A 22,964-nucleotide genomic window follows, 5' to 3' on the forward strand; every position below is an offset into this window, starting at 1 on the left:
CCTGTTGCTATTTCTCCTTAACTTAAGCATATTGGGTTCACCACCTTTTCTGCACTGCTGTTTTCAAGTGAATGTGAAGGTCTGTTACAGTAATATATGATCGCAGCAGCAAGAAGACAACAAGCTCCAACTGCTATTCCGACTGCTAACATTTCTAGGTGAACTGCAATAGCTATTCCCGAAACAACTCCAGCTATTGCCAGCGCAGAGGCAGTTACAATAGTTCTCTTTTTACTTCGTGGAGCATCATCATCTGGATTACTTGGTTGTATATTATTGTTTTTAGCATCTTTAGATTCTTCATCCGTTGTGATATTCTTCTGCTGATTAGATGGCTCTTGTGCAAAATTTTGCATTGCTTTTACCTTTGACAATTCCTCGATGACAAGGCTGTATTCACCTCTACTTGGTATGTTTCTATTGTAATTCCGTAAAACACCCTTAATATTTTCACTAAAATATTTATTTATCTCCGCTAAAATTTTTTGTTGTTCAAACGTAACTTTCTCAGGATCATCAACATCTATATGTTCTAAGTATAATAAGTGATGTTGCAAAACCTCTTTCAACTCTGGATTATCCTTGACATATTGAATTAATTTACCAGCTAAATCTTCTACAAATGGTATAACATTTTCTTTTGTAATAGCATTTTTTCGCATTTCCTGCTTTTGTTCTTCTTCTAAATAGCGATCATATTGTGCCACGATTTCGGAGCTAATTTCGTTTATACTACTAATAATTTGGCTCCATGTGCCTTGGACGCAGGCACCGCTATTTTCACCATAAGTTGTTGCTGCTATATATATTTGTTTTAGGAGAATAAATTCTTTTTGCTCTCTCCAGACCTCTTCTATATTCAAACAACTGATTTCTTTGAACAACTCATCTACTTTTTTACCGTCATCTATACCATCTAATAATCCATGTAGTTCTGTTTTATTAAACTGTTCTTTATCGAGGATTACGCTATTTCCAAGTTTTTCTTTTACCTTAGATAATTTGTTCTTTACCAAATCTGGATTTTGTTCCATAAGAGTGACTAGCAACTCCTTTTTTTCTTTCAGTGGAACGGAAAAATCATCAATAAGTAGTTTTATATAACCTATAGATTCAGGTATAGTAATAAACCTTTCGCTACCCCTTGTGTAATCATACTGCATCCTATTTGTAGGATACCCTTGGTCATATTCACCGCGGAAGTTCTTTTTTAAATACTGCTGTTTTAGTGCTTGCTCGGCTTTATCAACAACAGCCTCAATAAATTTTTCATCACCTGGCGTAGGATCAGTCTCACGTAATGTTTCTTCCATCGCACTTTTTTTTTCATTATCAGTTAAACTAAGAAGCCTTAGTCTTATTGGATCATTCTGATATTGTTTAAGCAGTCCTATACTTTCCACATAAGAATTTACTGTTTGCTCTAATTGACCTTCACTGGCTTTTGTGGATTCAACTAGCTTCTTGGCAAAAAAATTTGTCCGTTTTACTACCAGACTTTTATGGACAGATTGACTATCTCGTGCAATGCGTTCATCATCTCTTCTTTGATTTCTTTCTTGTTCAGGAATTAAGCCATGCTCAAACAAAAGTTCCTGCATTCTAGGAGAATGAGTATAAAAATGAGAGAGTGTATGGCCTTCTTCATCCCTTGAGTTGATCAGAAAAGGATATTTATCGAGATCATTTAATAAGAGGACAACCCAATCTTTACCATCTCTCATTGCAAGCTTAAAAAACAGCTCCTTTGTAATATTCTCATCTAGTCTACTAGCGTTACTATTTTTAGACCATGCGTCTTGCACAAAGTGATAATAATCTGTAGCCCTATCTAATATAACCTTTTTCCTAGATTCTGCTAAAGCTTTTTGAGCTTCTAATGTACGATGGGAATAGTGACTCAAATAAAGTGAAGTAAGATTTTTAAGCTTAGCTAACTCTTTTGCACCTTGGTTAAAAATACCGTTGTACCTCAAATAAAGTGAAGTAAGATTTTTAAGATTACCGTTAGCTAAGGCCTCCGCACCTTTATCACCAAAACAATTGTACTTCAAGTTAAGTGAGGTAAGATTTTTAAGATTACCGTTAGCTAAGGCTTCTACACCTTCGCCACAAATAAGGTTATGGCTTAAACAAAGTGAGGTAAGATTTCTAAGATTACCGTTAGCTAATGCCTTCGCACCTTTACCACCAATTCTGTTATCGTTTAAATCAAGTGAAATAAGATTTTTAAGCTTAGCTAATTCTTTTACACACTCATCATCTTTTTGACCATAGCACCGCAATAAACTAAGCGAAGTAAGATTTTTAAGCTTAGCTAATTCTTTTATACCTTTTACACCAATCCTTACACCGCTTAAATCAAGTGAAGTAAGGTTTTTAAGCTTAGCTAATTCCTTTACACCTTCATCGGTAATATAGTTCCTGTCTAAATTAAGTGAAGTAAGATTTTTAAGTTTAGCTAATTCCTTTACACCTTCATCGGTAACATCGTCCCCGCTCAAATCAAGTGAAGTAAGATTTTTAAGCTTAGCTAATTCTTTTATACCTTTTACACTAATACTTTTCTCCAAGCAACCAGAAGTAAACCTTTCACGAAAAGCTAATCCTTTTAAACTTTCATCCCTAACTTCTAGTAAGCTAAGTTTTGTGATGTTTGTTCTATTTTGTAAAAAGCTTACTAATTCGCTTATATTGATAGCACCTGTTATTCTCAAAGAATTACCATAAACATGTTTGTCAAAAGTCATTTTACTCTACTATAGGTATAATTTAAATATTCTAGCTAACGTTTCGGTAGTTGTCAATTTTTTTGATAAATTATGTAAAAATTTGTAAAAAATACTCGATTCTGTAGCGTCACAAAAACTTTAAATATTTACTTCCTTCAAAAATCGCAAAAAAGTACCTACCTTCGTGAGAACAATTTAAATAAAAGCGGCGTTGTGAAAATAAAAACATAAAATTGTTGCAACGAAGCCAAGCAAATTAGTTCGTATCTAAATATGATGAAAATAGGCTAAAGTGGCTGGTTTTGCGGTATAGTAAAATCATTATAAATAAAAGTTCGCACAGAACAAGCGGTAGACCACACGATTCCAAAAAAAACATTTCTCACGCTTGCTGGTTTTGGGTGCTGGAAATGGTTGTACTATTTAAGTTTCTAATAAAATATGTTATTAAATTAATAGTAATTTATTTAAGAATAACAAAGAAAAATGACTTTATAGCAAGCAGAATTTGAAAATTTTTCGTCAGAGTTATCTTAGTTCTAACACCTCAAATCATCAAAAATACAAATTTCCTCTCAGGCTCATTTACAATTTTCCTCAACTTGATACCCCTAACCCATTCACTTTTAAACTTGATACATGGATTTCTTTTATCTGTCCATCCTGTAATTCGCTATTCAATAAAGCCGATCAGGTTACGAGATGAAGTAGCCAATATAATATTTCCAGCAGTTCTAACTATAAATCTTGTCTAGCAAATTCAACCACTATGGATTGAAATCCAAAGATTGAGAGAGAGCATAGAATGCTAACTTTCGACTTGAAAGTCACCAAATTTATCTTCTTTTTTAGAGTGATTTTCAATATAATTTTTTATCATTTCGTCAGTTACGTTTCCGCTAGTCCTGACAAAGTAGCCTACTGCCCATAACCCAGTATCTTTTTCTCAGCTCTGGAAAGTTTTGCTGGATTTTTCTGGAACTTTTTCCTTTTATTAACTGCACTAACTTACTAATACTTAAGTATGAGGGTACAGAAACGTATACATGTACATGACTTGACGCAACTCTACCTCTGATAATTTCTACTTGATTATTTGCACATACTTCTTGTACAACTTCTTTAGTTTTCTGCCCAATATCTCCAACTAATACTGGATATCGATATTTTGTTATCCACACTATGTGATATGTACATTCATATACAGAGTGACTGCTTTTTCTATAATATTCCACATTCTTTCAAAATTTTCACCTTAAAATTATATTCTTGAAAGGATGGTCCAGGTTTTTTCTCCCAAATTTGGGACAATAAATTACCATAAACCCTCTATTCACAACAGACGATTGAACCCTCATTAATTTCTTAATGCCCATAAGGAAAATCATTTATGCCATCATTTCCTAAGTTACGTTTTACATGCAGAGCATGAGGATGGTGGGTAACCGATGTAATAAAAGTATTTGGAGCTTGTGCTTGATCATTAAGTACAGCGTACGAAAGAATTATTTTATTTCCATCAGTAACCCGATCAAACCCTCTACGATTCTCATAATCAGCCAACTGATCATCTGCTTCTCGCTCTCTAGCTTGTACCTCTGCCCCAGTGGCAGCAAACTTTAGCTCTTTTCCAACTGGGTGAGTACCTCCTTTCCTTCCTAAAGCTCGTGACAATACTAGGTCTAACTTTCCTCCTCCTCCAACCTGAAATTCACTAATTACTCTGGCAGGATTATCACAAGTGTAAAACAACCCATGCAATATAGCATGAAATCCAGCTTCCCTAGCATTATCTCTGTTTACTACCCATCTTAATGGATGTAGCACATTAGAAATTGCTTGGTACAACCGTTCATGACTACCTGGATCTTCATTTACCCAGCCAGTATTCATCATTACATTTGCAGCGCGATGCACATTATCAACACCACCTATCCGTAAAAGCTCACCTTGAAAAGGCTGATTGCCTCTATCCCGTAGGTAGTCAGCAGGTGAGTCAAATGTTTCTACAGCAACAGTCAAGCCAAGATTATCGTTAGCTCCTCTTATTCTTCTATTTATGGTTAAATTACATACTACTTCATGCACCATAGCATTTGACCAACGTGATAGATCTAATCCATTGTTCGGAAACCGTTGATTAGCCAATATGTGGCGAACATGAAATATAACCACCTCCTCCCTCTGGTCTCTCCCACGTGATACATGTAAAACCATGGTTAAAGCACGATCTCCAATATTTACTTGTGTATTGTATCCTTGCTCATCTAACATTTTTGCATTACCGTCATAGTGAAACAAGTGCTTATCTACTATTGCACGATTTCCTTCTATTGGCACAGTTCCTTTTGCAAATGCAATACTTGCGAAAGCAAATCCACTTGTATAGAGAAATATTCTTCTATCTCTAGCGTTAACACCACCCCTATTCCTAATACCTGGTACAGCAGGTACACCAAAGGCTGGATGGAGTAGATAATCCCTAACATTTTCTCCAATCTCCTCATCCTCTACAAGTTCAAATAATCTTTCCATTAAAGAAGAACCTTTTGCTAAAAAAGCCCTCACACCAAGCTGTAAACGTCCTGGGTTACCAAAATCGAAATTCACTCCAGCGCAGACAGCTCTTGGTGATAATGTTGGAATAGATATGGATGAAACGGGACATCCATTAACATAATTTCCAGCCTGCTCTAATGCACGGCCAGCATTCCTATCTGCTCTTCTGCCTGCCTTAAGTTCAGTTACACAGGGAACAGAATTAATTAACCTCTGTGTACCATGTACAATAGAAGTAATATCTGCATATCCACCACCTACAAACAGCTCAAGGTAAATATTGGCTGCATTACGACATCTAAAATGCATCAAAACGCCAGACACAAGACCATGATAGTCCGACTCTCTGCCGTAGAAGTCTAATGCCTGATCATATCTATCATAGACACTAATGATATATCGAAAAATTCTTGTACTAGCATTCCTTACAGCTACGCTATCATTACTTTCTAGCCTGCTTATCAGATTTGGTAAATAATTATTTTGCAGTCCAGGTGTTCTGGTAATCTCTTGAAAACTGTGTCTACGAGTTAAATAAGATGCATGATTTCCAGTAAATGGTCCTTGTCCTGCCTGAAATATCCTACATCTTACTGCTTCCTCTTCTTCATCTTCACCTTGATTATCCGCCCATATGAATGTTTTATACTCTTGCCATTCTAGCTCTTCATCTTGCAGGATACCCTCCACCTGCTCCCTTTCCTGTTGGCTAAACCTAGAACCGTAGCTATTCTCTCTGTCAGCAATAGTATAGCACCTTACAACTCTTCTGTTATTTCCATCAGTTGTTAGAATTGCAACCTTTAGATTCCCCCTTCCAGGACTACCTGGATCATTATCAAAACGAAAGAAGATTCTTTCATCATTGTTTGCAACACCAGAATCATGTGCAGTAGCAAACATGCCAAAAAAGAATGCAGGAAAGAAACGATCCTTACCAACAGAATGCAAAAAAGATGGACATGAATCCAGAAAATACTCAAACTCTTCTGTAAACTCATTGCAATTCCCATTTATCAAACTTCCAATTAATCCATGCATAAAACACTCCTACCTACTATGACCAGAAAAACTACTAACTTCAGCACTCCCTAGTGTAGACTGTGGGTCACCAGCTCCACCAACATCACCTCTGCCACTAGGCAAGGTCTTATCTAATTCAGCAAACAACTTTTCTGCCAATTTACCGTAGTCTACATTTTTTTTCATACCTCCCCTACCAACTATTCTTAGATCATCAATCACGTCCTTTCTAAAATCTTCAAAACCTTCAGATGAGCAAATCTTTTGAGCAAATTGTAGCATCTCCAATATCTCGCCCTTTTTTGCAATTGCTCTGTCCTTATTATTATCGTTCTTCCAGTCTATCACCAATTTTGCCACCACATCCGTTATTGGATCTACACTATTAGAAAAATCGACTACAACCTTTTTGTACTCATTAAAGCCATTATATTGCCAAAGATCCATCATGATTGCCCTAGCTTGAGTACCTGACTCAGGCTCTTCAAGCATTATATCTGAAAGCAAAGAAAGAAGGAGTGAATAATCATGTGTTGAGAGTACCTTATTCGCCAGTACCTTACTTTTAAACAGAGAAACTACCACTTGAACTGTATCAAAAAAACCTTGATGTATCAACGCACTAAGAAGAGAGTATACTCCTTTATCTTTTTTCGACAGCTCAGAATCTTTAAATAGCTTATTTTTTGCTTGATCACTCATTTTACTAAGACAAAAATCTAAAATAATAGCACCATTATGGTCACATTGAACAGAGGACAAGGTAGTAATCGCGCTAGTAATTTCTTCCTCTTTTACCTGTTCGTTTAGACGATGATAGAAATACTCTACTCCCTCACTCCACTTAAATTTTATGGCTTTCTTAAAACCATCTGCTGCGTTGCCATGTTTTTTTAATTCTCCGGACTCTTTATCGATCCAGAAACTAAATACAGGATCTTGACTTTTCATATAACTCAACAGTTTACTCTTCACATATTTGTTATTGCTAGTTGCAGGCTTACCATCATCATCCACCTCTTTGGAAGAGAAGCTACTTTTGTAAGACTCAAGTTGCCTCTGAAAGAGCGATTGAATTTTATCTATTACACAGTATCGACATGCCATATCATACCTGGAAAGTGGGTTTTCTATTCCACCTGTTTTTTCTTCAGTAAACCTCTGTCCTAAGATTGTATTGTTCAATCTTGTACCTGACCAGCAACTTTCATCGCGGAATATGTTGTATAAGAATTGTAGTTTATCATCTTTAAGGTATTCTACTTGCTTAATATAAGTTTTCACCCATCTTTCAACAGCTAAACGCCTTTCAGCAGCAACCTTAGAATCTGCATGTTGAATAACACTCTTTAACTTATTAAGTACCGCAGCATGACGGTCTTTCTTCCTTGGCATTTTACCCTCCTATTGAATGTTTATAATATTATGTAAATAAGAGGTACTATACAAACATCAGAATGGATTGCAACATTAAAATTACTAGAATAGAGGACTTAATAAAAAAACGTTATGGCTAAAACTTTTCTTCTTGAATGTCCTTAATGTAATCAATAGAAAGGCCGATCATTTTAGCTATCACATCTATAGAGACAACGGCCTTAAGTGAATTTTTTGCCACTGCTATTTTAGTTTTCATTTCACCTTTTTCTTCGCCGATTAGGATGCCTTTTTCATGTCCGATTTGGATGGCTTCTCTATTTATGAGCTGTATTAGTTGTGGTATTACGTAGCAGATTATCCAATCCGGTGCTTTTCTGCCCTTTTCCCACTTAGCAAATCTCATCTTTTCCTTGAGATAATATCTCCTATAAGCTTCCACAGCACTGCTGCATTTATACTGATCCGGCAGTGCTTGTATAAAAGCTTGCATATCAGTTGATCGAAAAATGAGTAAATCCTTATTACTATAGTATTTTCTAAAATGAATGATAAATTTCCATTATGGTATTAGCAACCAAAAGTTGTAAGTCTGTACATTTATACATTAGAGGTCTGAGGCGGCTTTTGATGGTATGCCAACAGTGTTCTATGGGATTCAAATCTGGTGAATATGTTGGAAGATAAAGCAAATGACAGCCAAAAGACTCTATTAATGATTTTGTTTTAGTAGTCTTATGAAATGTAGCATTATCCATAACTATGGTTGTACCACGTAGCAATTTAGGTAACAACATCTTTTCCAACCATGTATTGAATACCTCTTTGTCACACCCACCTTTGAAAGTCATAGGTGCAATAAATCTCTTTCCAATCCACCCGGCTACTATACTGATTCTCTCTCGCTGGAATATCTGCATAAATTTTCTTTCCTCTTGGAGCACGTCCATATTCTCGGTATAATTTATTGTCAACTCCTGCTTCGTCTATATATAAGATGCTAGAATAGTCTATTTTTGAGATTTTATCAGTAAATCGCTGCCTATCTTCTTGATTGCGTTCTTGATATAGTGTGACTTTTTTTTAAAGTAATTCTTAGCTGTTTTAGTCTATACCAAATTGAATTTATTCCAAATCCAAGATTTTGTTTCATCTCTGCCAACGTATGACCTGGATTCTTTTTAACATATTCTTCGAGTATTTTTGGGTCTATTTTTCGAATAAAACTGCCGTTTTTAGATGGCTTGAGGCTTTCACCAGCAGCTTTCTTTTTTAACCAGCGGTACAGAGTTGCTATTCCTACTTCCAGAAGCTCTGCTACCTCAACCTTCGTCTTTCCTTTTCCTATCATCGATACTGCCTTTTCTCTTAAATCCACACTATACGCCATTATAACCCAAATAGTTTATTATATCTTTATCATTTACTTTAGGAAATACTATAGTATCAATACCATGGTTGTCAAAACAAAAATAGACTCTTTCGTCTGTACCTAAAATACCAGCATCATGTGCAGTAGCAAACATACTAAAAAAGAATACAGGGAGGAAACGGCCTTCACCTACATAGTACAAAAAAGACTCAAACCTTATGCAAAAGTTAGAATCAAATATCAACACTAAAATTATCAAGGACAAGAAAAATTTTATGAAAAACATTTTTTATATTTAAATATCATCTATTTTGCACTTAACTGATGCGTAAAATTAGTGAGAAAATCAAATAGGCTATAGCAAGAATAGCGGAAGAGTTAGATGTAGGCTTTAATATATTAGACTAATAGATAAAGAAGCACAATAAGTTGAAAAGCGCTCTAAGGGAGCTACAGTACTTAAGCTTTTTCCTTGAGTTGTGAAATTTCAGTTTGAGAAAGACCAGTAGACTTAGCTATTAAGTCAACAGATACACCTGCTTTAAGTAGATTTTTTGCCACAGCTATTTTAGCCTGTTTTTCGCCTTTTTTTTCACCAATTTGAATACCTTCCACCCTACCTTTTTGATGGCCGATAAGGATGCCTTCGTGAAGTTTTTCTTCAAGGGTAGATAAATAATCATCGGTACGTTTCTTAGCTTGATCATAAGCAAGACGTTCTTCTTTACTCCAGTTATATTGGTTTAACTCATCATAAGCCCTACCAATAATTACATCACTACCTATTATTTTTTTTAGATCCTCTTCGCTCGTTTCATCTGCGTGCTGTTGTCTAAGTGAAGAAGGTCGCCCCTCTTCACTCGACTTCAAAACCGTACGTGAGACTTTGCGCCTCATACGGCTTCTCTCTAATTTGGTGCTTGTCATGCACACCTCCTGTGTAATTCATCGTGACAATGCCCATGTAACAAAGATAAATTTTTGATCATATTGTTTCGTCTATTCCGGTCTTTATGATGTATTTCTATTATATCATCACTTTCAAACCATAGTCTACAATTACCGCATTTACTTTGTTGTAACTTCAATAGTTTTATTACTCTTGATGGCTTATCTGGTATTTCTCTAAGACGATTACCCCAATAAACCCAATCACCATCATATGGAGATCTGGTTTTTTGCACTTTGATATGTCGTTTAATAACATGATCGCTGTGTATAATAAGATGTATCTTGTTACTTGTCATAAAACGCCAGTTATCGTTATTATACTTTTTAAAGTATTTTCTTTTTATCCAGCATTTCCCTTTGTTTGGGTGCCTAAAGACTGCCCACTTCCAGAGCTTTCTATGTATAGTATTATCCAATGAGCTAAAGATTTTACATGAAACTACTGAAGAGTAATATTGACTCCACCCTCTAATGATTGGATTGAGATTCCTTATTACTACTTCCTGTGGCGCCCCACGCATTTCTCTAAGTTTATGTTTAATAGCAAATATATGCTGCTTTATAGAATTACGACTTGGTTTTATTAATAATTTGTAACCTTTCTTACTTTCTTTTGTTGGATATTGTCTTATTGAAAATCCAAGAAAATCAAATCCTGGTTTTATTCCATTAATGATTTTTAATGTATGAGAAACTTTTGTCTTAGAAGGCTTTAATTCTAATCCAATGGTTTTTAACCATTCTTCAACTAGAACTTTTGCCCTAAGAATAATTTCTTCACTTTCATGTATGACGACAAAATCATCACAGTAGAAAATTACACTAATAGACTTTTGCGCATTTTTATGCGATATCCTACCATATTTTCTTTTCATGCATTGAAAGAGTTCGTTTGTTAATGCTTTTTTGATATGTTGCTCTAATCCGTGTAATGCAACACAAGCTAGCAACGGTGAGATCGTCCCTCCTTGAATTGTACCACGTTTTGTGGATTGAAACTTTCCATCTTCCATAACGCCTGCCCTTAACCATCCTCTTATGATTTTCTTTAACGTTGGTGTGGTATTGAGCTTTTCAAGCAGTTTATTATGGTTAATATTGTCAAAACATCCAGAAATATCAGCATCTAATACATATGCTGTTTTCTGTTTTAGCACATCAAATATGGCTTCAATTGCATCATGACATGATCTACCAGGTCTAAAACCATAAGTGTTTGGCTCAAGTTTTGCCTCCCATTCTGGTTCTAAAGCCATTTTTACAAGTGTTTGTTTTGCTCGACACGATATAGTAGGTATACCAAGCGGGCGATGCTCCGATGGCTTACCAGGTTTTGGGATCCAGACGCGTCTTGATGGCTTTGCTTTTTCTTTTATATCTAAAGAATATGATAGTTGTAATCTTTCTTTTTGATTAAGATTAGCCTTTCCATCAATACCTGCAGTCTTCTTCCCCCTATTGTCCTGTGTTACTTTCCTAACAGCGAGTGTTTTTGCACTTGTTGATTTGAGTAATAATCTCTGAAGATTATGCATCTTTCTGATATCATTACATTTAGAAGCTTGGTAAATTCGTTTTTGTAGCTTAAATGAAGATTTCTTCAGCTTTCGCCAAGGAATTCCATTCCATTCATACCTAGCTTTTTGCTGGTCCATAACATATTCACTACTATTCACCACTTTACCTTCCAAATTAAAGTGTTTACGTCTGCGTATCCCAGATATTACTTTGGGCATTAGCTTCTTAAACAATCCTTCCACATAGCAGCTTGTGGTTGGCTACCTACTTATATTTTTATGAATATAAGAGCTTTTATGTGGTTACTCCGTTCCATGGCTTCGTTTCACGTTAAACTTAGATTCCTACTATTTGCCGGAAGCTGGGAACATCAATAACTAAAGTCTTCAATCTTTAGTTCCCCTTTTGCTTCGTACCATTTTGGTCTATGCGTAGTTCAACCTCTTTTCGCATACTATGCTTTGACGACAATTCAAACATAGGTTCCTCTCGTAATCATATCTAACTCTGTTTGCAGGGATTCACCATGAGGTTTAGTGTTACCTGCTTTTATCTCATGCTTGCATCCCAAAGGTTGCCACCCTTTAAAATGTGAGATATACATTATCCCCGATGTCTAGGGAAAGTGGAATTTAACCACCACAAAACCACGACTTTCAGGGTCGCACTAAAAAAATAGATCCATTTTTCAACAATATTTTCTAATTGATCTTCTTTTGTTTTATTAAACTTTGGTAGCTCTATAAAAGTGAAACTAAAGTCTTTAAGATCATGTTCAAAGGTCATCTTATCAAAAGTCACGTGATCAGACTTATAAGCCAGCTTGTTAGGAAATAAGATGAAATCAGCAATAGCAATAAAGATAACCCCTTTAAGATCATGATACTGGTCACCTACATCAGCTTGACTTGAATAAGCTTTGGCAGCGTAATATTGGGCACGTTTTTCAAAGCCCCTTGTTTTAGCGACTTGCATCTCAATGATGGTTTTGACCCCTGTAGAATCAACACAGAGAACATCAACAATACTTTGCTTTTGAGAGGCAATAACAGGGTCTTGAATGGGACTGAGAAAGGAGACATCTTTAATCTGGTTGTCATCAGTAAGATCTAATATATCATTAAGAAAGTGAATAAGAATGTCTTTGTTCTTTTCAGTACCAAATATTCTCTTAAATGCATAATCATTTTGCACATTGAGAAACTTAGAAAGAGCCATGAGAAAGTAAGATAAAAAGCATTAATAATTATACACAATTCTGAAGAAATGTTCAACCTTTTTATCACTAAGCCTTATTTTTCAAACTTTTGTGTATGTTAAAGAAAAAAAGTCTGCCAGAAATCATCTGAGAATTGCATTTAAGGCTTTAGATGTAGATTTAGATCATCTTTTCATAATTACCTTATAAAACACCTTAAAAACCCCAGCAAATGAATTGATGAGCTATGAAGAGCTTAAAAATATTTATTTTCATTGTGAGAGATTAACCTCCTAATAAAAATATGAGCCTAAAAGCTCAATTACGATTTACCTAATATCGAGAGGACAGGTTTGTCAATCTCTCACACCTTACATTTTAAAATATTCAAAAAATAATATCAACATATTTCGGTAGCAAATTTACGTTGAATCTATATCCTGTAAGTATGGGCGAAAAAAAGAAGGTTACAATATATACAGATGGAGCATGTTCCGGAAATCCGGGGCCTGGTGGATGGGCAGCCGTGGTGATGTATGAAAATAAAAGTGTCTTTATCAAAAAACGTATCTCTGGAGGTGAAGAAAACACAACGAATAACAAAATGGAGTTAAAGGCTGTGATTAACGGGCTAAAGATGTTGAAAGTTTCTTGCAAAGTTATTTTACACACTGATAGTCGATATATTAAGCAAGGTATAACAGAGTGGATCAATAAATGGAAGGTAAATGGTTGGAAGACAGCCGATAAAAAGCCAGTGAAGAACAGAGAATTATGGCAGGAACTAGATGAAGTTGCTTTGCAGCATGATATTAATTGGAAGTGGGTTAGAGCTCACAACGGTAATATGTACAATGAGGAGGCAGATAGACTTGCTAGAAAGGAATCTAAAAAGCTAAAATATAGAGATTGTGAGGTCAAGAAATCACCAAAAAATAGAGGGAACTCTAAGTTTCATAGATTGGGTGGAGTATTATGGCAATAATTCTTTTAGACACAAAAACTATAAATCGTATAGCAGCGGGAGAGGTAATAGAGAGGCCAGCAAGTGTAGTAAAGGAATTAGTAGAAAATGCAATAGATGCTGGAAGTTCAGAAATAGAGATCAAAATAGAAAGTGGTGGGCGCAATCTTATAACTGTGACAGATAATGGAAATGGAATAGAAAAGGAAGATTTGCAACTTGCGTTTATGCGCCACGCTACTTCAAAATTAAGCGATAGTGAGTTAATAGAAATCAAGCACCTTGGGTTTAGAGGAGAAGCTTTGCCTTCAATTGCAGCAGTAAGTAGAATGAACTTATCGTCTAAGGCAAGTGGAGCAAAGGAAGCATGGTCTATAAGTTATGAAGGAGGAGAAAAAATAGGAGAGGTTATCCCTTGTTCTTTGCTACAGGGTACATATATTGAAGTTCGTGACTTATTTTTTGCTACACCAAATAGACTAAAATTTCTAAAAACCGAGAGGGCAGAGACACAAGCTATAGTTGATATTGTAAATAACTTAGCAATAATTAATTATAGTATTGGGTTTACTCTCACTTCCGGCAATAAAAAGCTCTTAAAATATGTTAAGCAAACTTCATTATTTAACAGATTATGTGAAACAGAAGAAGAATTTCAGAGCAATTCGTTGGAAGTTAAAGAGGAAGAAGAAGGCATCAAACTTAAGGGACACATCTGTAAACCTAATGTCAATCGTGGCAACTCAACTCAGATTTATACGTTTGTTAATGGAAGGCCAATAAAAGACAATCTACTTGTTGGTGCAATTAGATATGCGTATCACGATTTTATTCCAGACAATAGGTATCCTTTTGCAGTGTTGCATTTAGAAGTACCATATGACCAAGTAGATGTAAATGTGCATCCAAATAAATCGGAAGTAAGATTTCAAAATAAGAGGTTAATATATGAAATAGTGAGAAGAGGGCTAATAAAAGCGTTGTCAATGAGAATAGGTACCTCTTCAGTGAGTGATATTGATGGATCTAGGTGTCAAGGTATTGGAGAAGAACTGGGTGGTTCGCCTTTTGATGTTAGTGAAAGTCAAAGGAATAATGAGCGTGTTAATAATGGAAAAAGCAGAGAAGTAAAGGGTCAAAAAGAATTTTACGAAAGGAGGCCAAGTCTTTTAGAAAATCGTCTAATGAAAGAATTCAATGCACCAGATGAAAGAAGGCAAAGCTTACCAGAAACGTTTAAATATGGAGAATCTCCACCCCAAAAGGGAACGATGGTTTTAGAAAGGAAGCAAATTGATTTAATAGCGGATCATCCTCTAGGATATGCACGCTGTCAGGTCTACAATACTTACATTATTGCTGAGGCTAAAGGCAAATTAATTATAGTAGACCAGCACGCAGCCCATGAGAGATTGATATACGAGAGCTTAAAGCAAAAATCAGGCATAAAAAGACAAAAACTTCTTCTTCCTGAAACAGTTGAGATTAAAAACCAAGCAGGAATGGAGATGGTTGAAATGTATAAAGATAAGCTTTTTGAAATGGGTTTTGGTATTGAAATAGAATCAGAAGATAAAATAATGGTGAAAGAAATACCTTCAATCTTGGGAACAATAGATATAAAAGAGATGCTAGTTGATATAGTAGACAAGTTAACGGAAATGGAAGATACGTTGCCAATAGAGGATAAGGTGAATAAAATATCAGCCACAATCGCTTGCCATGGAGCAGGAAGAAAAATGAAATTGGAAGAGATAAATGAGATACTAAGACAAATTGAGAAAACTCCATATTCTGGTCATGAAAGACCAACTTATATAGAAATGAAACTAAGTGATATAGAAAAATTGTTTGAAAGGAGATGAGTTCAGTTTGTCAAAAAGGTTGCCAATTAAGTATACGTAACAGCTCTTCTGGTTATGGAGTATAAAATGTGAAAAAAGAGAATAAATGCTCTAATTTTTTAGATTACAAAGTAATAGGACAGGAAGTAAGAAATCGTAGATTAGCAAAGGGATATACTCAAAAAGATTTAGCGGAGAAAGTCAGTGTAACGTATCAAGTAGTACTACAATATGAAAAAGGAATACGTAAAATTTCGATTGAAAAGTTATATGCTATAGCAAAAGTGTTATCGGTTGATATTATAGACCTAATTCCTGTATCAAATGAGAAAGCCTGCTTTAAAAATGAAGAACTAAATCTAATAAGAGAATATAAAAAGATTAATGATCAAGGGTTACGTAAGATATTTTGTTTACTAACCAAGTTTGTTCAAATTAGTGAGAAAAGTAGTAAAAAAGCAGAGAAAATAAAAATTGCAAAGGGTCTGGTTAAAGCAGGAGTTTCTGTTGATATTGTTGCAAAAATAATTGGTCTCTCTGCTGATGAATGTATTGAAGAAAAAACGGGTTCTATCTACTACAAAATAGGGAAAAGGATAAAAGAATGGAAGAGAGTACACTCAAAAGGATTTAGCACAGAAGATAGATACAACGCGTGACGAAATAAGCAACTATGAGCAAGGAAGGACTGCTGTTCCACTTGATAAATTATATGAAATGGCAGAAGCGTTATCGATTAATATCATGGACCTACTTGAATTAACAGAGGATACAGATGATAAAGTGGTACCGAATTTAATTGAAGAATACAAAAAGATTGAAAGTCAAGAACTACGTCATGCACTAATAAGATCTTTGTTTGAAGGCATACGGATTTGTGAGGAGAAAATTAGAGAAGCAGAAAGAACCAAAATTGCAAAGAATTTATTTAAAAAAGGAATTTCTACCGATATTATTTTGCAAACAACAGGCCTCTCTTTAAGCGAAATTCAACAAGTTTAAAATAAAAAAATCATTATATATTAATATCTTCACTTTTTAATGAAAAAATAAGTAAAAAAGATTGAGAAATTGATTTGACTTCACTCGGAAGCTATGGCTTTATGCCAATGCTGATAAAAAAAACAGCAGTAAATATCTAAAAAAAGTTTGTTGTTAGTGAAAGGTAAATTATATGAATAAAAGTAAAGAAGAAATCGAATTCAGAATATTAGAAAGCAAAGGAAAAGCACTACTTGATCGTGAAATAATGGAAACGTTTCTAAGTGCAGTACATGAAAGGCCGCAAGCTCAAGAAATTGCTAAAAATCTGGTGAATACTTATACAGGAGTAGGAAGGATTTTAGGTAGAGAAATGGATGACCTGAAAGTTATAGAAGGAGTGACTGATTCTGCAGTAGCAATGATTATGTGTGTTAAGGAAACGCTAGAAAGGGTACTGAGAGAAAAGCTTAAGAGTGAACCAATAATGGACTTACAAGGGCTAGTAGAATATTTGAACGTAAGTATAGGCCACTCAGAAAGGGAGTGTATAAAAATACTGTACTTGAATAAAAGGCGCCAACTAATCGGAGAAGAATCCTATATTGGTGAAATGGAAAAAGCACCGGTATATATAAAGGAAATTATAAGAAAAGCATTAATAAAGAATGCAACATTAGTAATAATGTCACATAACCATCCTGGGGGACGCTTAGAACCATCAGAAGAAGATCAAGCAGTAACGAAGAGCTTAGCAGCAGCGTGTAGTACTGTAAGTGTTAGATTGTTTGATCACATTATTATCACAAGTGCAGGCTATTTTAGCTTTAGAGAAAACGGATTGTTATAGCAGAAAGTATTTGCAAATCTACTCACTATAATTTATAATGAGTAATAGAATGTATAAATTAAGATTTGTATATTTAGAAAGTATTTTTAATATGGGGGTTATGTGACTAGTAAAGATTGGAATAAAAAGACTAATGTTAATCACAAGTTGTTGAAGAAAATATTTGGTGCTCTTGAAGGCATTGATATAAAGCAGTCTACTTTTGTAAGTAAAATTAATAAGGCTAAAAATCCTGGAGATGTACCTTTCCCTGGTAGAGAAGTTCGCGAAAACCAAATCAACTATGGGAAAGGATTTGACTACATGTATGGCACAAAACCTGTAAGCGATCAAGCAGATTATCAAAATCCATTTACTTCAGCTTTGCAAAAAATAAAGCCAAGTGCAAGCGAAAGTGAAAAGTTGAGCTGGTTTAAGAGTGCGGTAGTAGAGGTAAAAAACGTAAATGAATTGCACAAAGTTATAGACAAAGTACTAGCCTCTGGAGCAAGAATAAATGCATGTAATGATGGAGAATGGAGCTTTGCAGAATATGTAGTATTAGGTACACATTTTCACAGATTAGAAAAAAGTGATCGAAAAAAGCTAATACGTAAATTAATGCTAAGCGGTGCAGAGTTTCATGATACTTTACTGCAGAATAAACTGATAGGTGAAATCTATGATGAGCTACAACCAGAAGTTCAGCCACAGATAGAGAAGCAACTAGAAGAACTAGAAAAAGCTGGCGAAAGTGCTGTGCAAGAAGGATCCTTAATAGATCTCGAGATAGACAATACAACATCATATATAGAATTTTCTGAGGACAGTAAAGTAGAAGTTGCCAAAATACTGGAAGCAAACAGGGAGTTAGGAAGTAATATTTTAAAAATTGGTAATGATGCAGTTGAAGTTAAAAGTGAAAAGGGAGGTATAAGAAACTATACTGATATATCAGATGGCAGCTCTATCATGTTAGAATTTCCTACAAGCATTGGTAAGCTAAATATTATATTGTACCATGATGTAAAAAAATATGATCAAGTATAATTGAGAGTAGAAAACAAGGAAATGTGGGCTGAATTACAAAAAATAGGAGAAGAAGTAGGAAAAAATTGCCTTTTCGGGGGAGTAAAACTTAAAGAAGCAGTAGAGAGAGGTAGTTTCACTAGATGTGGCATATGGAGTGAAAAGTATGCTATAAAAGAGATTAGCAATGATGAAGTATTGTCTCCGTCTTCATGGGTAAATAGGGTATGTGGAGGTAGTAAAGAAACCTTTAGGGAACTTTAATTCATTTATTTTAAGGTTCCAGAGTTTACTGGAGCCTTTGAGCTATAGTAGAAAATATTATATATATGGTTTTTTGCGTGGAAAAAAGTCTAGACTATGAAGTAGGGCAAAAATTGAAAAGTTGGAGGTTAGAGCGAGGGTATACTCAAAAGGATTTAGCGGAGAAAATTGGTGTAAAGTACTGGGTAATACTGCAATATGAAAAAGGGAACCGTAGAATTTCAATTGAAAGGTTGTATGCTATAGCTGAGACACTATCAATCAGTATTACGGATCTAATTCCTATATCAAAAAGCTGTCTTGAAGATGAGGGAGAAGAAATATTAGATCTAGTAAGAGAATATAAAAAGATTAATGATCAGGAGTTGCGTAGGATGTTTTGTTTGCTAACCAAATTTGTCCAAGTCAGTGAAAAAAGTAGTAGAAAATCGGAAAAAATAAAAATTGCAAATGGTCTGGTTAAAGCAGGAATTTCTGTTGATATTGTTTCACAAGCAATTGGCCTCTCTGCTGATGAATGTATTGAAGAAAAAGTTGGTTCTATACACTGCCAAATAGGAAAGAAGATAAAAGAATGGAGGCTAGTGAGAGAGTATGCTCAAAAAGATTTAGCAGAGAAAATGAATACAACACGTCACGAAATAAGCAACTATGAACAAGGAAGGACTTCTGTTCCACTTGATAAATTATATGGAATAGCAAAGATGTTATCAATTAATATCATGGACCTACTTGAACTAACAGGAGATGAGATAGAAAATGAGCTACCTGATTTGGTTAAAGAATACAAAGAAATTGAGAGCCAAGAACTACGTAATGCATTAAGAGAGTCTCTGTTTGAAGGTATAAGGATTTGTGAAGAAAAAGTGAGAAAAGCGGAAAGGATCAAAGCTGCAAAGGATTTAGTAAAAGGGGGAATTCCTGTTGATATTATTTTGCAAGCGGTAGGTTTACCTGTTGATATAGTTTTAGATGGGTAGCTCGTGGAAAAATTATAGTAATAGAGTTTTTTTCTTAAATGGAGGTATATGTGTTTGTTTCTGCAAGCAATGTTAGTTATGGAATAGGGCAAAAAATAGAAAATTGTAGGTTAATGCGAGGTCATACTCAAATAGGATTAGCAGGTCAAATAGGTTTAACATACCAAGAAGTGAACAGCTATGAAAATGGCTATAGCGCTATTCCTGTTGAAGTATTATATATAATAGCAAAAGCATTATCAGCTACTGTTACAGATCTGCTACCTGAATCAGTAGTAGTAAGAGAGTATAAAGATGAAGACGAAGAAATACTCTATCTAACAAAAATATATGAGAATCAAAAGTTAGGCAAAATAGTACCTTCATTAGTCAGGTTTGTTCATATTAGCGAGAAAATCAATCAAGAGGAGGCAAGATTAGAAGTAGCAAAAAATCTAGTTAAAGAAGGAGTTTCAGTTGACATAATTTCCCAAGCAACCGGCTTATCTATTTACGAGTATGATAATACAGAGAAAGAAGTCTGCACTGATTCTATATACTACAGAGTAGGGCAAAGAATAAGAGAATGGAGATTGATAAAAAGGTATACTCAGAAAGATTTAGCAAACAAAGTTGGTTTAACACTCAAGGAAATACACGAGTATGAAATAGGATACACTGCCATATCATTTGACAAATTATATCAAATAGCAGAAGGATTATCAGTGAATATTAAAGTTCTGCTGCCTAAAACAAATGAAGATAGTGAACTACTTAATTTACTAAGAAAAACTGAAGAGCAAGAATTAGTGAAGAAATTTTTATCTAGGGATATGAAGAATAGCAAAGAGAAAGTAAAAAAAACAGAAAAGATCAAGGTTGCGAAAAATCTAGTTAAGGCGGGTGTTTCTACTGATGTTATTTTGCGAGCAAGTGGCCTAACTGCTGATGAGTGTGAAAATTGAATTGTGTTAAACAATATATTAAGATATAAGTAAAGATAGTTATATATTTAATATTTCTATACAGAATTTTTCTATCACTTTCTGATTGTCCTCTATCATTGCATTTGCTTCTTGCTGAAGAGATTTGATATTTTTTGATGTAATACCAATTCTCAATAATAATGAGACAAATGAAAAAGAGTGCTTTCCGCCTATAACTGGAGGTTTAAGTGAATTTATCGTATATTCTATTTGTCTTCCCAATAACGAAGTTTGGTATAATATTATCCATATCAGGTGATGCTATTTTTAATTGCGATTGTATACGTATATATTTATCAGCTATAACTTGATTAAGTTGATAGTTTACTGCATCTAAACTTGAAGAAAACATCACATGTATTAGTGGTTTTATCCAGCCTATTTTTCCAAATCTCTTTGAATTGGCATACTCTATGCTTCTATCTGTTCTTCCAGTACCTATCGATAACAGTAGAATATCATCATTTGGAAATAACCTCTTACCACTTGCATATGCACAAGCCGCTGGATTATTGGCAAATACCCCGCCATCCACTAATACCATTTCCTTTTGGTTGATTTTAAGATATTTAGGTGCAAAGTAAGTAGGTGCAGCAGTTGTAGCTCGTAATGCATCTTTCAATTTGATAAAATTTCTATCTTCTCTCCAGCTCTTAAAAAAGAAAGGATAGTTGTTATGAATATCGTAACTTGTAATCAGTACCTTACTTAAAGTGTTTTGTAGAGCATCTTCACCAAAGTACTTATCCAGCACAGATTCAATATTTTTATGTGGGTATTGTGCGCAATTAAGCCAAGAAAATATTGATCTTCTTAAAAATGAAGATTTAAAAATATATGACCCGTATTTTTGGTAAAATTCAACTAAATCATTGGCTGAATATTGAGGGTTTCCTTGTTTATCTTTTTTACATAATCCTGCTATAACAATTCCACCGGTTGAGGTTCCTGCCATTAAGTGAAAGATTTCAGCTATAGTTCTTCTTGTTCTTTTTTCTATTTCTGCTAATATTATTGTTGGTATTATTCCTCTTATGCCTCCGCCGTCAACTGAAAGGATATATTTAGTCATGTTTAGATATTTAATGATTTTATTAACTTGTTCTCTTTTATCAGGTTGTGTTTCTTGTCCAAGTACTACTGTATGTTTCACTCCTAGAGAAAATTGCACCAACCTAATAATTGATTCCGTGGATCATGCTAAAAAATCCGTGTTGGTTCAGGCATACCAATTTACCTCAAAGCCTATTGCTGAATCCTTGGTTCAAGCTAAAAAGCGTGGAGTTGATATTAAGGTTATCCTAGATGAATCACAAACTAGTTCAAAACATAGTGTAATTAACGAATTATTTGAGCACAAAATTCCGATATGGATTGACTTTAAACCCGCTATTGCTCATAGCAAGGTAATTATTATTGATGAGCAAAAAATCATAACCGGATCATTTAACTTTTCAGATGCCGCTCAGCAAAGAAATGCTGAAAACCTACTGATCATAACAGGAGATTCTCCACTAGTTGAACAATACGTCAAAAATTGGAAAAATCGCCAATCGCAGTCTAAGCATTATACACCAGACTTTAAGTTATCTTTGAATTCATCTAATTCCTCAGAAAGATTTTTCACCCTTTCCTCAAGTACTAACACTTTTTCCATTAAACCATATTCAATAAGTTTATCGTGAAATTGTACCCTTGAGTCTAGCTTGGATAACCACCATATGATTGCTACTGTTTGGATTAATATGGTAATAATTACCGTAATTGGGATTTTTTGATTTTGCATAATGATTTAAAAATGTGAGTTTATTATGGATAGCTACTTTAGTAACTACTATTTTGATTTATGCTGTTCCTCAGCATTTGCAAGTAGCTTAATAATTTCTCTGTAAGGTTTATCTTTGTTGTGCCTTGATCCTAGTATAGCAACTTTTCTTGGCGTTTTCCCATCTGTGTCTCTAATGGTAGGGTCTGCACCTTTGTCTAATAAAAACCTAATTGTTTCTAAATTTCCTCTGTATGCAGCAGAATGTAAGGCTGTCCATCTTTCATATTTTGCTGTGTTTATATCAGCTCCTTTCTCTATTAGAAATTTAATAACCTCCACACATCCTGCACCAGATGCATAATGTAATGCCGTTAATTCGGGAATCTGTGTATTAATATCTAATAGGTTATTTGCTGAAAATTTTACTACTTCTAAGTTACAATTTTGAGAAGCAGTTCGTAATATTGTTTTATAATGATCTGTAGCTTTTGCTTTCATGTAGCAATAGGTAATAACAACACATATTATCATTGTTATACACCACCAAAAATGTAGCTTATTTCTTGAGTCTCTATTCATATTCAATACTTTTTTCAACATTAAACATTTG

General features: G+C 34.6%; 17 protein-coding genes and 6 pseudogenes. 8 read left to right on the top strand and 15 right to left on the bottom strand.

The annotated features are described in order from the left end of the window. Nucleotides 1–17: 17 nt before the first annotated feature. From AAGD99_RS00135 to AAGD99_RS00185, 11 genes and pseudogenes are all read right to left on the bottom strand, one after another. Entirely contained in the window at nt 18–2,750 is a 2,733-nt protein-coding gene (locus AAGD99_RS00135) for a leucine-rich repeat domain-containing protein (protein ID WP_341822228.1), read from the bottom strand. A 790-nt stretch (nt 2,751–3,540) separates the two neighbouring features. After that, nucleotides 3,541–3,967 (bottom strand): annotated as a pseudogene (gene tnpA / locus AAGD99_RS00140) (IS200/IS605 family transposase). A 130-nt stretch (nt 3,968–4,097) separates the two neighbouring features. After that, on the bottom strand, nt 4,098–6,332 hold the full coding sequence (locus tag AAGD99_RS00145) for a hypothetical protein (protein ID WP_341822229.1): 2,235 nt from the start codon (nt 6,330–6,332) through the stop codon (nt 4,098–4,100). 9 nt (nt 6,333–6,341) lie between these two features. Beyond that, nucleotides 6,342–7,709, bottom strand: a complete 1,368-nt coding sequence (locus AAGD99_RS00150) for a hypothetical protein (protein ID WP_341822230.1) — start codon at nt 7,707–7,709, stop codon at nt 6,342–6,344. Nucleotides 7,710–7,827: 118 nt separating this feature from the next. Continuing rightward, complete coding sequence (locus AAGD99_RS00155) at nt 7,828–8,097, bottom strand: hypothetical protein (protein ID WP_341822231.1); 270 nt, start codon at nt 8,095–8,097, stop codon at nt 7,828–7,830. Between the two features lie 133 nt (nt 8,098–8,230). Beyond that, a complete protein-coding gene (locus AAGD99_RS00160) occupies nt 8,231–8,611 on the bottom strand; it encodes a transposase (protein ID WP_341822232.1) in 381 nt (126 codons plus the stop codon). Nucleotides 8,612–8,733: 122 nt separating this feature from the next. Beyond that, nucleotides 8,734–9,081 carry an IS630 transposase-related protein gene (locus tag AAGD99_RS00165; RefSeq protein ID WP_341822233.1) on the bottom strand — a complete coding sequence of 116 codons (348 nt, stop codon included), beginning with the start codon at nt 9,079–9,081 and terminating at the stop codon, nt 8,734–8,736. After that, nucleotides 9,071–9,217: a hypothetical protein gene (locus tag AAGD99_RS00170; RefSeq protein ID WP_341822234.1), complete on the bottom strand. Its 147-nt coding sequence runs from the start codon at nt 9,215–9,217 to the stop codon at nt 9,071–9,073. Before AAGD99_RS00170 ends, AAGD99_RS00165 begins: the two co-directional genes overlap by 11 nt. Nucleotides 9,218–9,522: 305 nt before the next feature. Beyond that, nucleotides 9,523–9,990: a hypothetical protein gene (locus tag AAGD99_RS00175; protein ID WP_341822235.1), complete on the bottom strand. Its 468-nt coding sequence runs from the start codon at nt 9,988–9,990 to the stop codon at nt 9,523–9,525. Beyond that, nucleotides 9,987–11,774, bottom strand: coding sequence for a group II intron reverse transcriptase/maturase (gene ltrA / locus AAGD99_RS00180; protein WP_341822236.1), 1,788 nt, complete (start codon nt 11,772–11,774; stop codon nt 9,987–9,989). Before ltrA ends, AAGD99_RS00175 begins: the two co-directional genes overlap by 4 nt. 427 nt (nt 11,775–12,201) lie before the next feature. Continuing rightward, nucleotides 12,202–12,750 (bottom strand): annotated as a pseudogene (locus AAGD99_RS00185) (Rpn family recombination-promoting nuclease/putative transposase); the annotation flags it as partial. Nucleotides 12,751–13,178: 428 nt separating this feature from the next. On the opposite strand from AAGD99_RS00185, the gene rnhA reads away from it, so the two are divergent. From rnhA to AAGD99_RS00220, 7 genes and pseudogenes are all read left to right on the top strand, one after another. Beyond that, complete coding sequence (rnhA, locus tag AAGD99_RS00190; protein ID WP_341822237.1) at nt 13,179–13,715, top strand: ribonuclease HI; 537 nt, start codon at nt 13,179–13,181, stop codon at nt 13,713–13,715. Continuing rightward, nucleotides 13,706–15,559, top strand: a complete 1,854-nt coding sequence (gene mutL / locus AAGD99_RS00195; RefSeq protein ID WP_341822238.1) for a DNA mismatch repair endonuclease MutL — start codon at nt 13,706–13,708, stop codon at nt 15,557–15,559. Before rnhA ends, mutL begins: the two co-directional genes overlap by 10 nt. 113 nt (nt 15,560–15,672) lie before the next feature. Next, nucleotides 15,673–16,540 (top strand): annotated as a pseudogene (locus AAGD99_RS00200) (helix-turn-helix domain-containing protein). A gap of 172 nt (nt 16,541–16,712) precedes the next feature. After that, entirely contained in the window at nt 16,713–17,369 is a 657-nt protein-coding gene (locus AAGD99_RS00205) for a RadC family protein (RefSeq protein WP_341822239.1), read from the top strand. A gap of 147 nt (nt 17,370–17,516) precedes the next feature. Further along, nucleotides 17,517–18,641: pseudogene (locus AAGD99_RS00210) on the top strand (hypothetical protein). A 65-nt stretch (nt 18,642–18,706) separates the two neighbouring features. Continuing rightward, nucleotides 18,707–19,621 (top strand): helix-turn-helix transcriptional regulator, encoded by a 915-nt coding sequence (locus AAGD99_RS00215; RefSeq protein ID WP_341822240.1) that lies wholly within the window; start codon nt 18,707–18,709, stop codon nt 19,619–19,621. 50 nt (nt 19,622–19,671) lie between these two features. Then, the gene (locus AAGD99_RS00220) at nt 19,672–20,565 is read left to right on the top strand and encodes a helix-turn-helix transcriptional regulator (protein WP_341822241.1); all 894 of its coding nucleotides are present in this window, start codon (nt 19,672–19,674) and stop codon (nt 20,563–20,565) included. 39 nt (nt 20,566–20,604) lie between these two features. Here the strand turns inward: AAGD99_RS00220 and AAGD99_RS08955 are convergent. Both AAGD99_RS08955 and AAGD99_RS00230 read right to left on the bottom strand, forming a co-directional pair. Then, nucleotides 20,605–20,709, bottom strand: a pseudogene (locus AAGD99_RS08955) (patatin); the annotation flags it as partial. 61 nt (nt 20,710–20,770) lie between these two features. Beyond that, a complete protein-coding gene (locus tag AAGD99_RS00230; RefSeq protein ID WP_341822243.1) occupies nt 20,771–21,658 on the bottom strand; it encodes a patatin-like phospholipase family protein in 888 nt (295 codons plus the stop codon). On the opposite strand from AAGD99_RS00230, the pseudogene AAGD99_RS00235 reads away from it, so the two are divergent. Beyond that, nucleotides 21,657–22,163 (top strand): annotated as a pseudogene (locus tag AAGD99_RS00235) (phospholipase D family protein); the annotation flags it as partial. The gene AAGD99_RS00230 and the pseudogene AAGD99_RS00235 overlap by 2 nt on opposite strands. Here the strand turns inward: AAGD99_RS00235 and AAGD99_RS00240 are convergent. Both AAGD99_RS00240 and AAGD99_RS00245 read right to left on the bottom strand, forming a co-directional pair. Next, nucleotides 22,154–22,372 carry a hypothetical protein gene (locus AAGD99_RS00240; RefSeq protein WP_341822245.1) on the bottom strand — a complete coding sequence of 73 codons (219 nt, stop codon included), beginning with the start codon at nt 22,370–22,372 and terminating at the stop codon, nt 22,154–22,156. The pseudogene AAGD99_RS00235 and the gene AAGD99_RS00240 sit on opposite strands and share 10 nt — an antisense overlap. A gap of 48 nt (nt 22,373–22,420) precedes the next feature. Then, on the bottom strand, nt 22,421–22,933 hold the full coding sequence (locus AAGD99_RS00245; protein WP_341822246.1) for an ankyrin repeat domain-containing protein: 513 nt from the start codon (nt 22,931–22,933) through the stop codon (nt 22,421–22,423). Nucleotides 22,934–22,964 lie beyond the last annotated feature (31 nt).

The organism is Wolbachia endosymbiont (group A) of Clivina fossor (assembly GCF_964026865.1).
Classification (GTDB): Bacteria; Pseudomonadota; Alphaproteobacteria; order Rickettsiales; family Anaplasmataceae; genus Wolbachia.

Excerpts from the sequence above, each read along its gene's own strand:
- AAGD99_RS00135 (WP_341822228.1), bottom strand. The coding sequence starts at position 2,750 with ATGACTTTTGACAAACATGTTTATGGTAATTCTTTGAGAATAACAGGT.
- AAGD99_RS00145 (WP_341822229.1), bottom strand. The coding sequence starts at position 6,332 with ATGCATGGATTAATTGGAAGTTTGATAAATGGGAATTGCAATGAGTTT.
- AAGD99_RS00150 (WP_341822230.1), bottom strand. The coding sequence starts at position 7,709 with ATGCCAAGGAAGAAAGACCGTCATGCTGCGGTACTTAATAAGTTAAAG.
- AAGD99_RS00155 (WP_341822231.1), bottom strand. The coding sequence starts at position 8,097 with ATGAGATTTGCTAAGTGGGAAAAGGGCAGAAAAGCACCGGATTGGATA.
- AAGD99_RS00160 (WP_341822232.1), bottom strand. The coding sequence starts at position 8,611 with ATGCAGATATTCCAGCGAGAGAGAATCAGTATAGTAGCCGGGTGGATT.
- AAGD99_RS00165 (WP_341822233.1), bottom strand. The coding sequence starts at position 9,081 with ATGGCGTATAGTGTGGATTTAAGAGAAAAGGCAGTATCGATGATAGGA.
- AAGD99_RS00170 (WP_341822234.1), bottom strand. The coding sequence starts at position 9,217 with ATGTTTGCTACTGCACATGATGCTGGTATTTTAGGTACAGACGAAAGA.
- AAGD99_RS00175 (WP_341822235.1), bottom strand. The coding sequence starts at position 9,990 with ATGACAAGCACCAAATTAGAGAGAAGCCGTATGAGGCGCAAAGTCTCA.
- rnhA (WP_341822237.1), top strand. The coding sequence starts at position 13,179 with ATGGGCGAAAAAAAGAAGGTTACAATATATACAGATGGAGCATGTTCC.
- mutL (WP_341822238.1), top strand. The coding sequence starts at position 13,706 with ATGGCAATAATTCTTTTAGACACAAAAACTATAAATCGTATAGCAGCG.
- AAGD99_RS00205 (WP_341822239.1), top strand. The coding sequence starts at position 16,713 with ATGAATAAAAGTAAAGAAGAAATCGAATTCAGAATATTAGAAAGCAAA.
- AAGD99_RS00215 (WP_341822240.1), top strand. The coding sequence starts at position 18,707 with ATGGTTTTTTGCGTGGAAAAAAGTCTAGACTATGAAGTAGGGCAAAAA.
- AAGD99_RS00230 (WP_341822243.1), bottom strand. The coding sequence starts at position 21,658 with ATGACTAAATATATCCTTTCAGTTGACGGCGGAGGCATAAGAGGAATA.
- AAGD99_RS00240 (WP_341822245.1), bottom strand. The coding sequence starts at position 22,372 with ATGCAAAATCAAAAAATCCCAATTACGGTAATTATTACCATATTAATC.
- AAGD99_RS00245 (WP_341822246.1), bottom strand. The coding sequence starts at position 22,933 with ATGAATAGAGACTCAAGAAATAAGCTACATTTTTGGTGGTGTATAACA.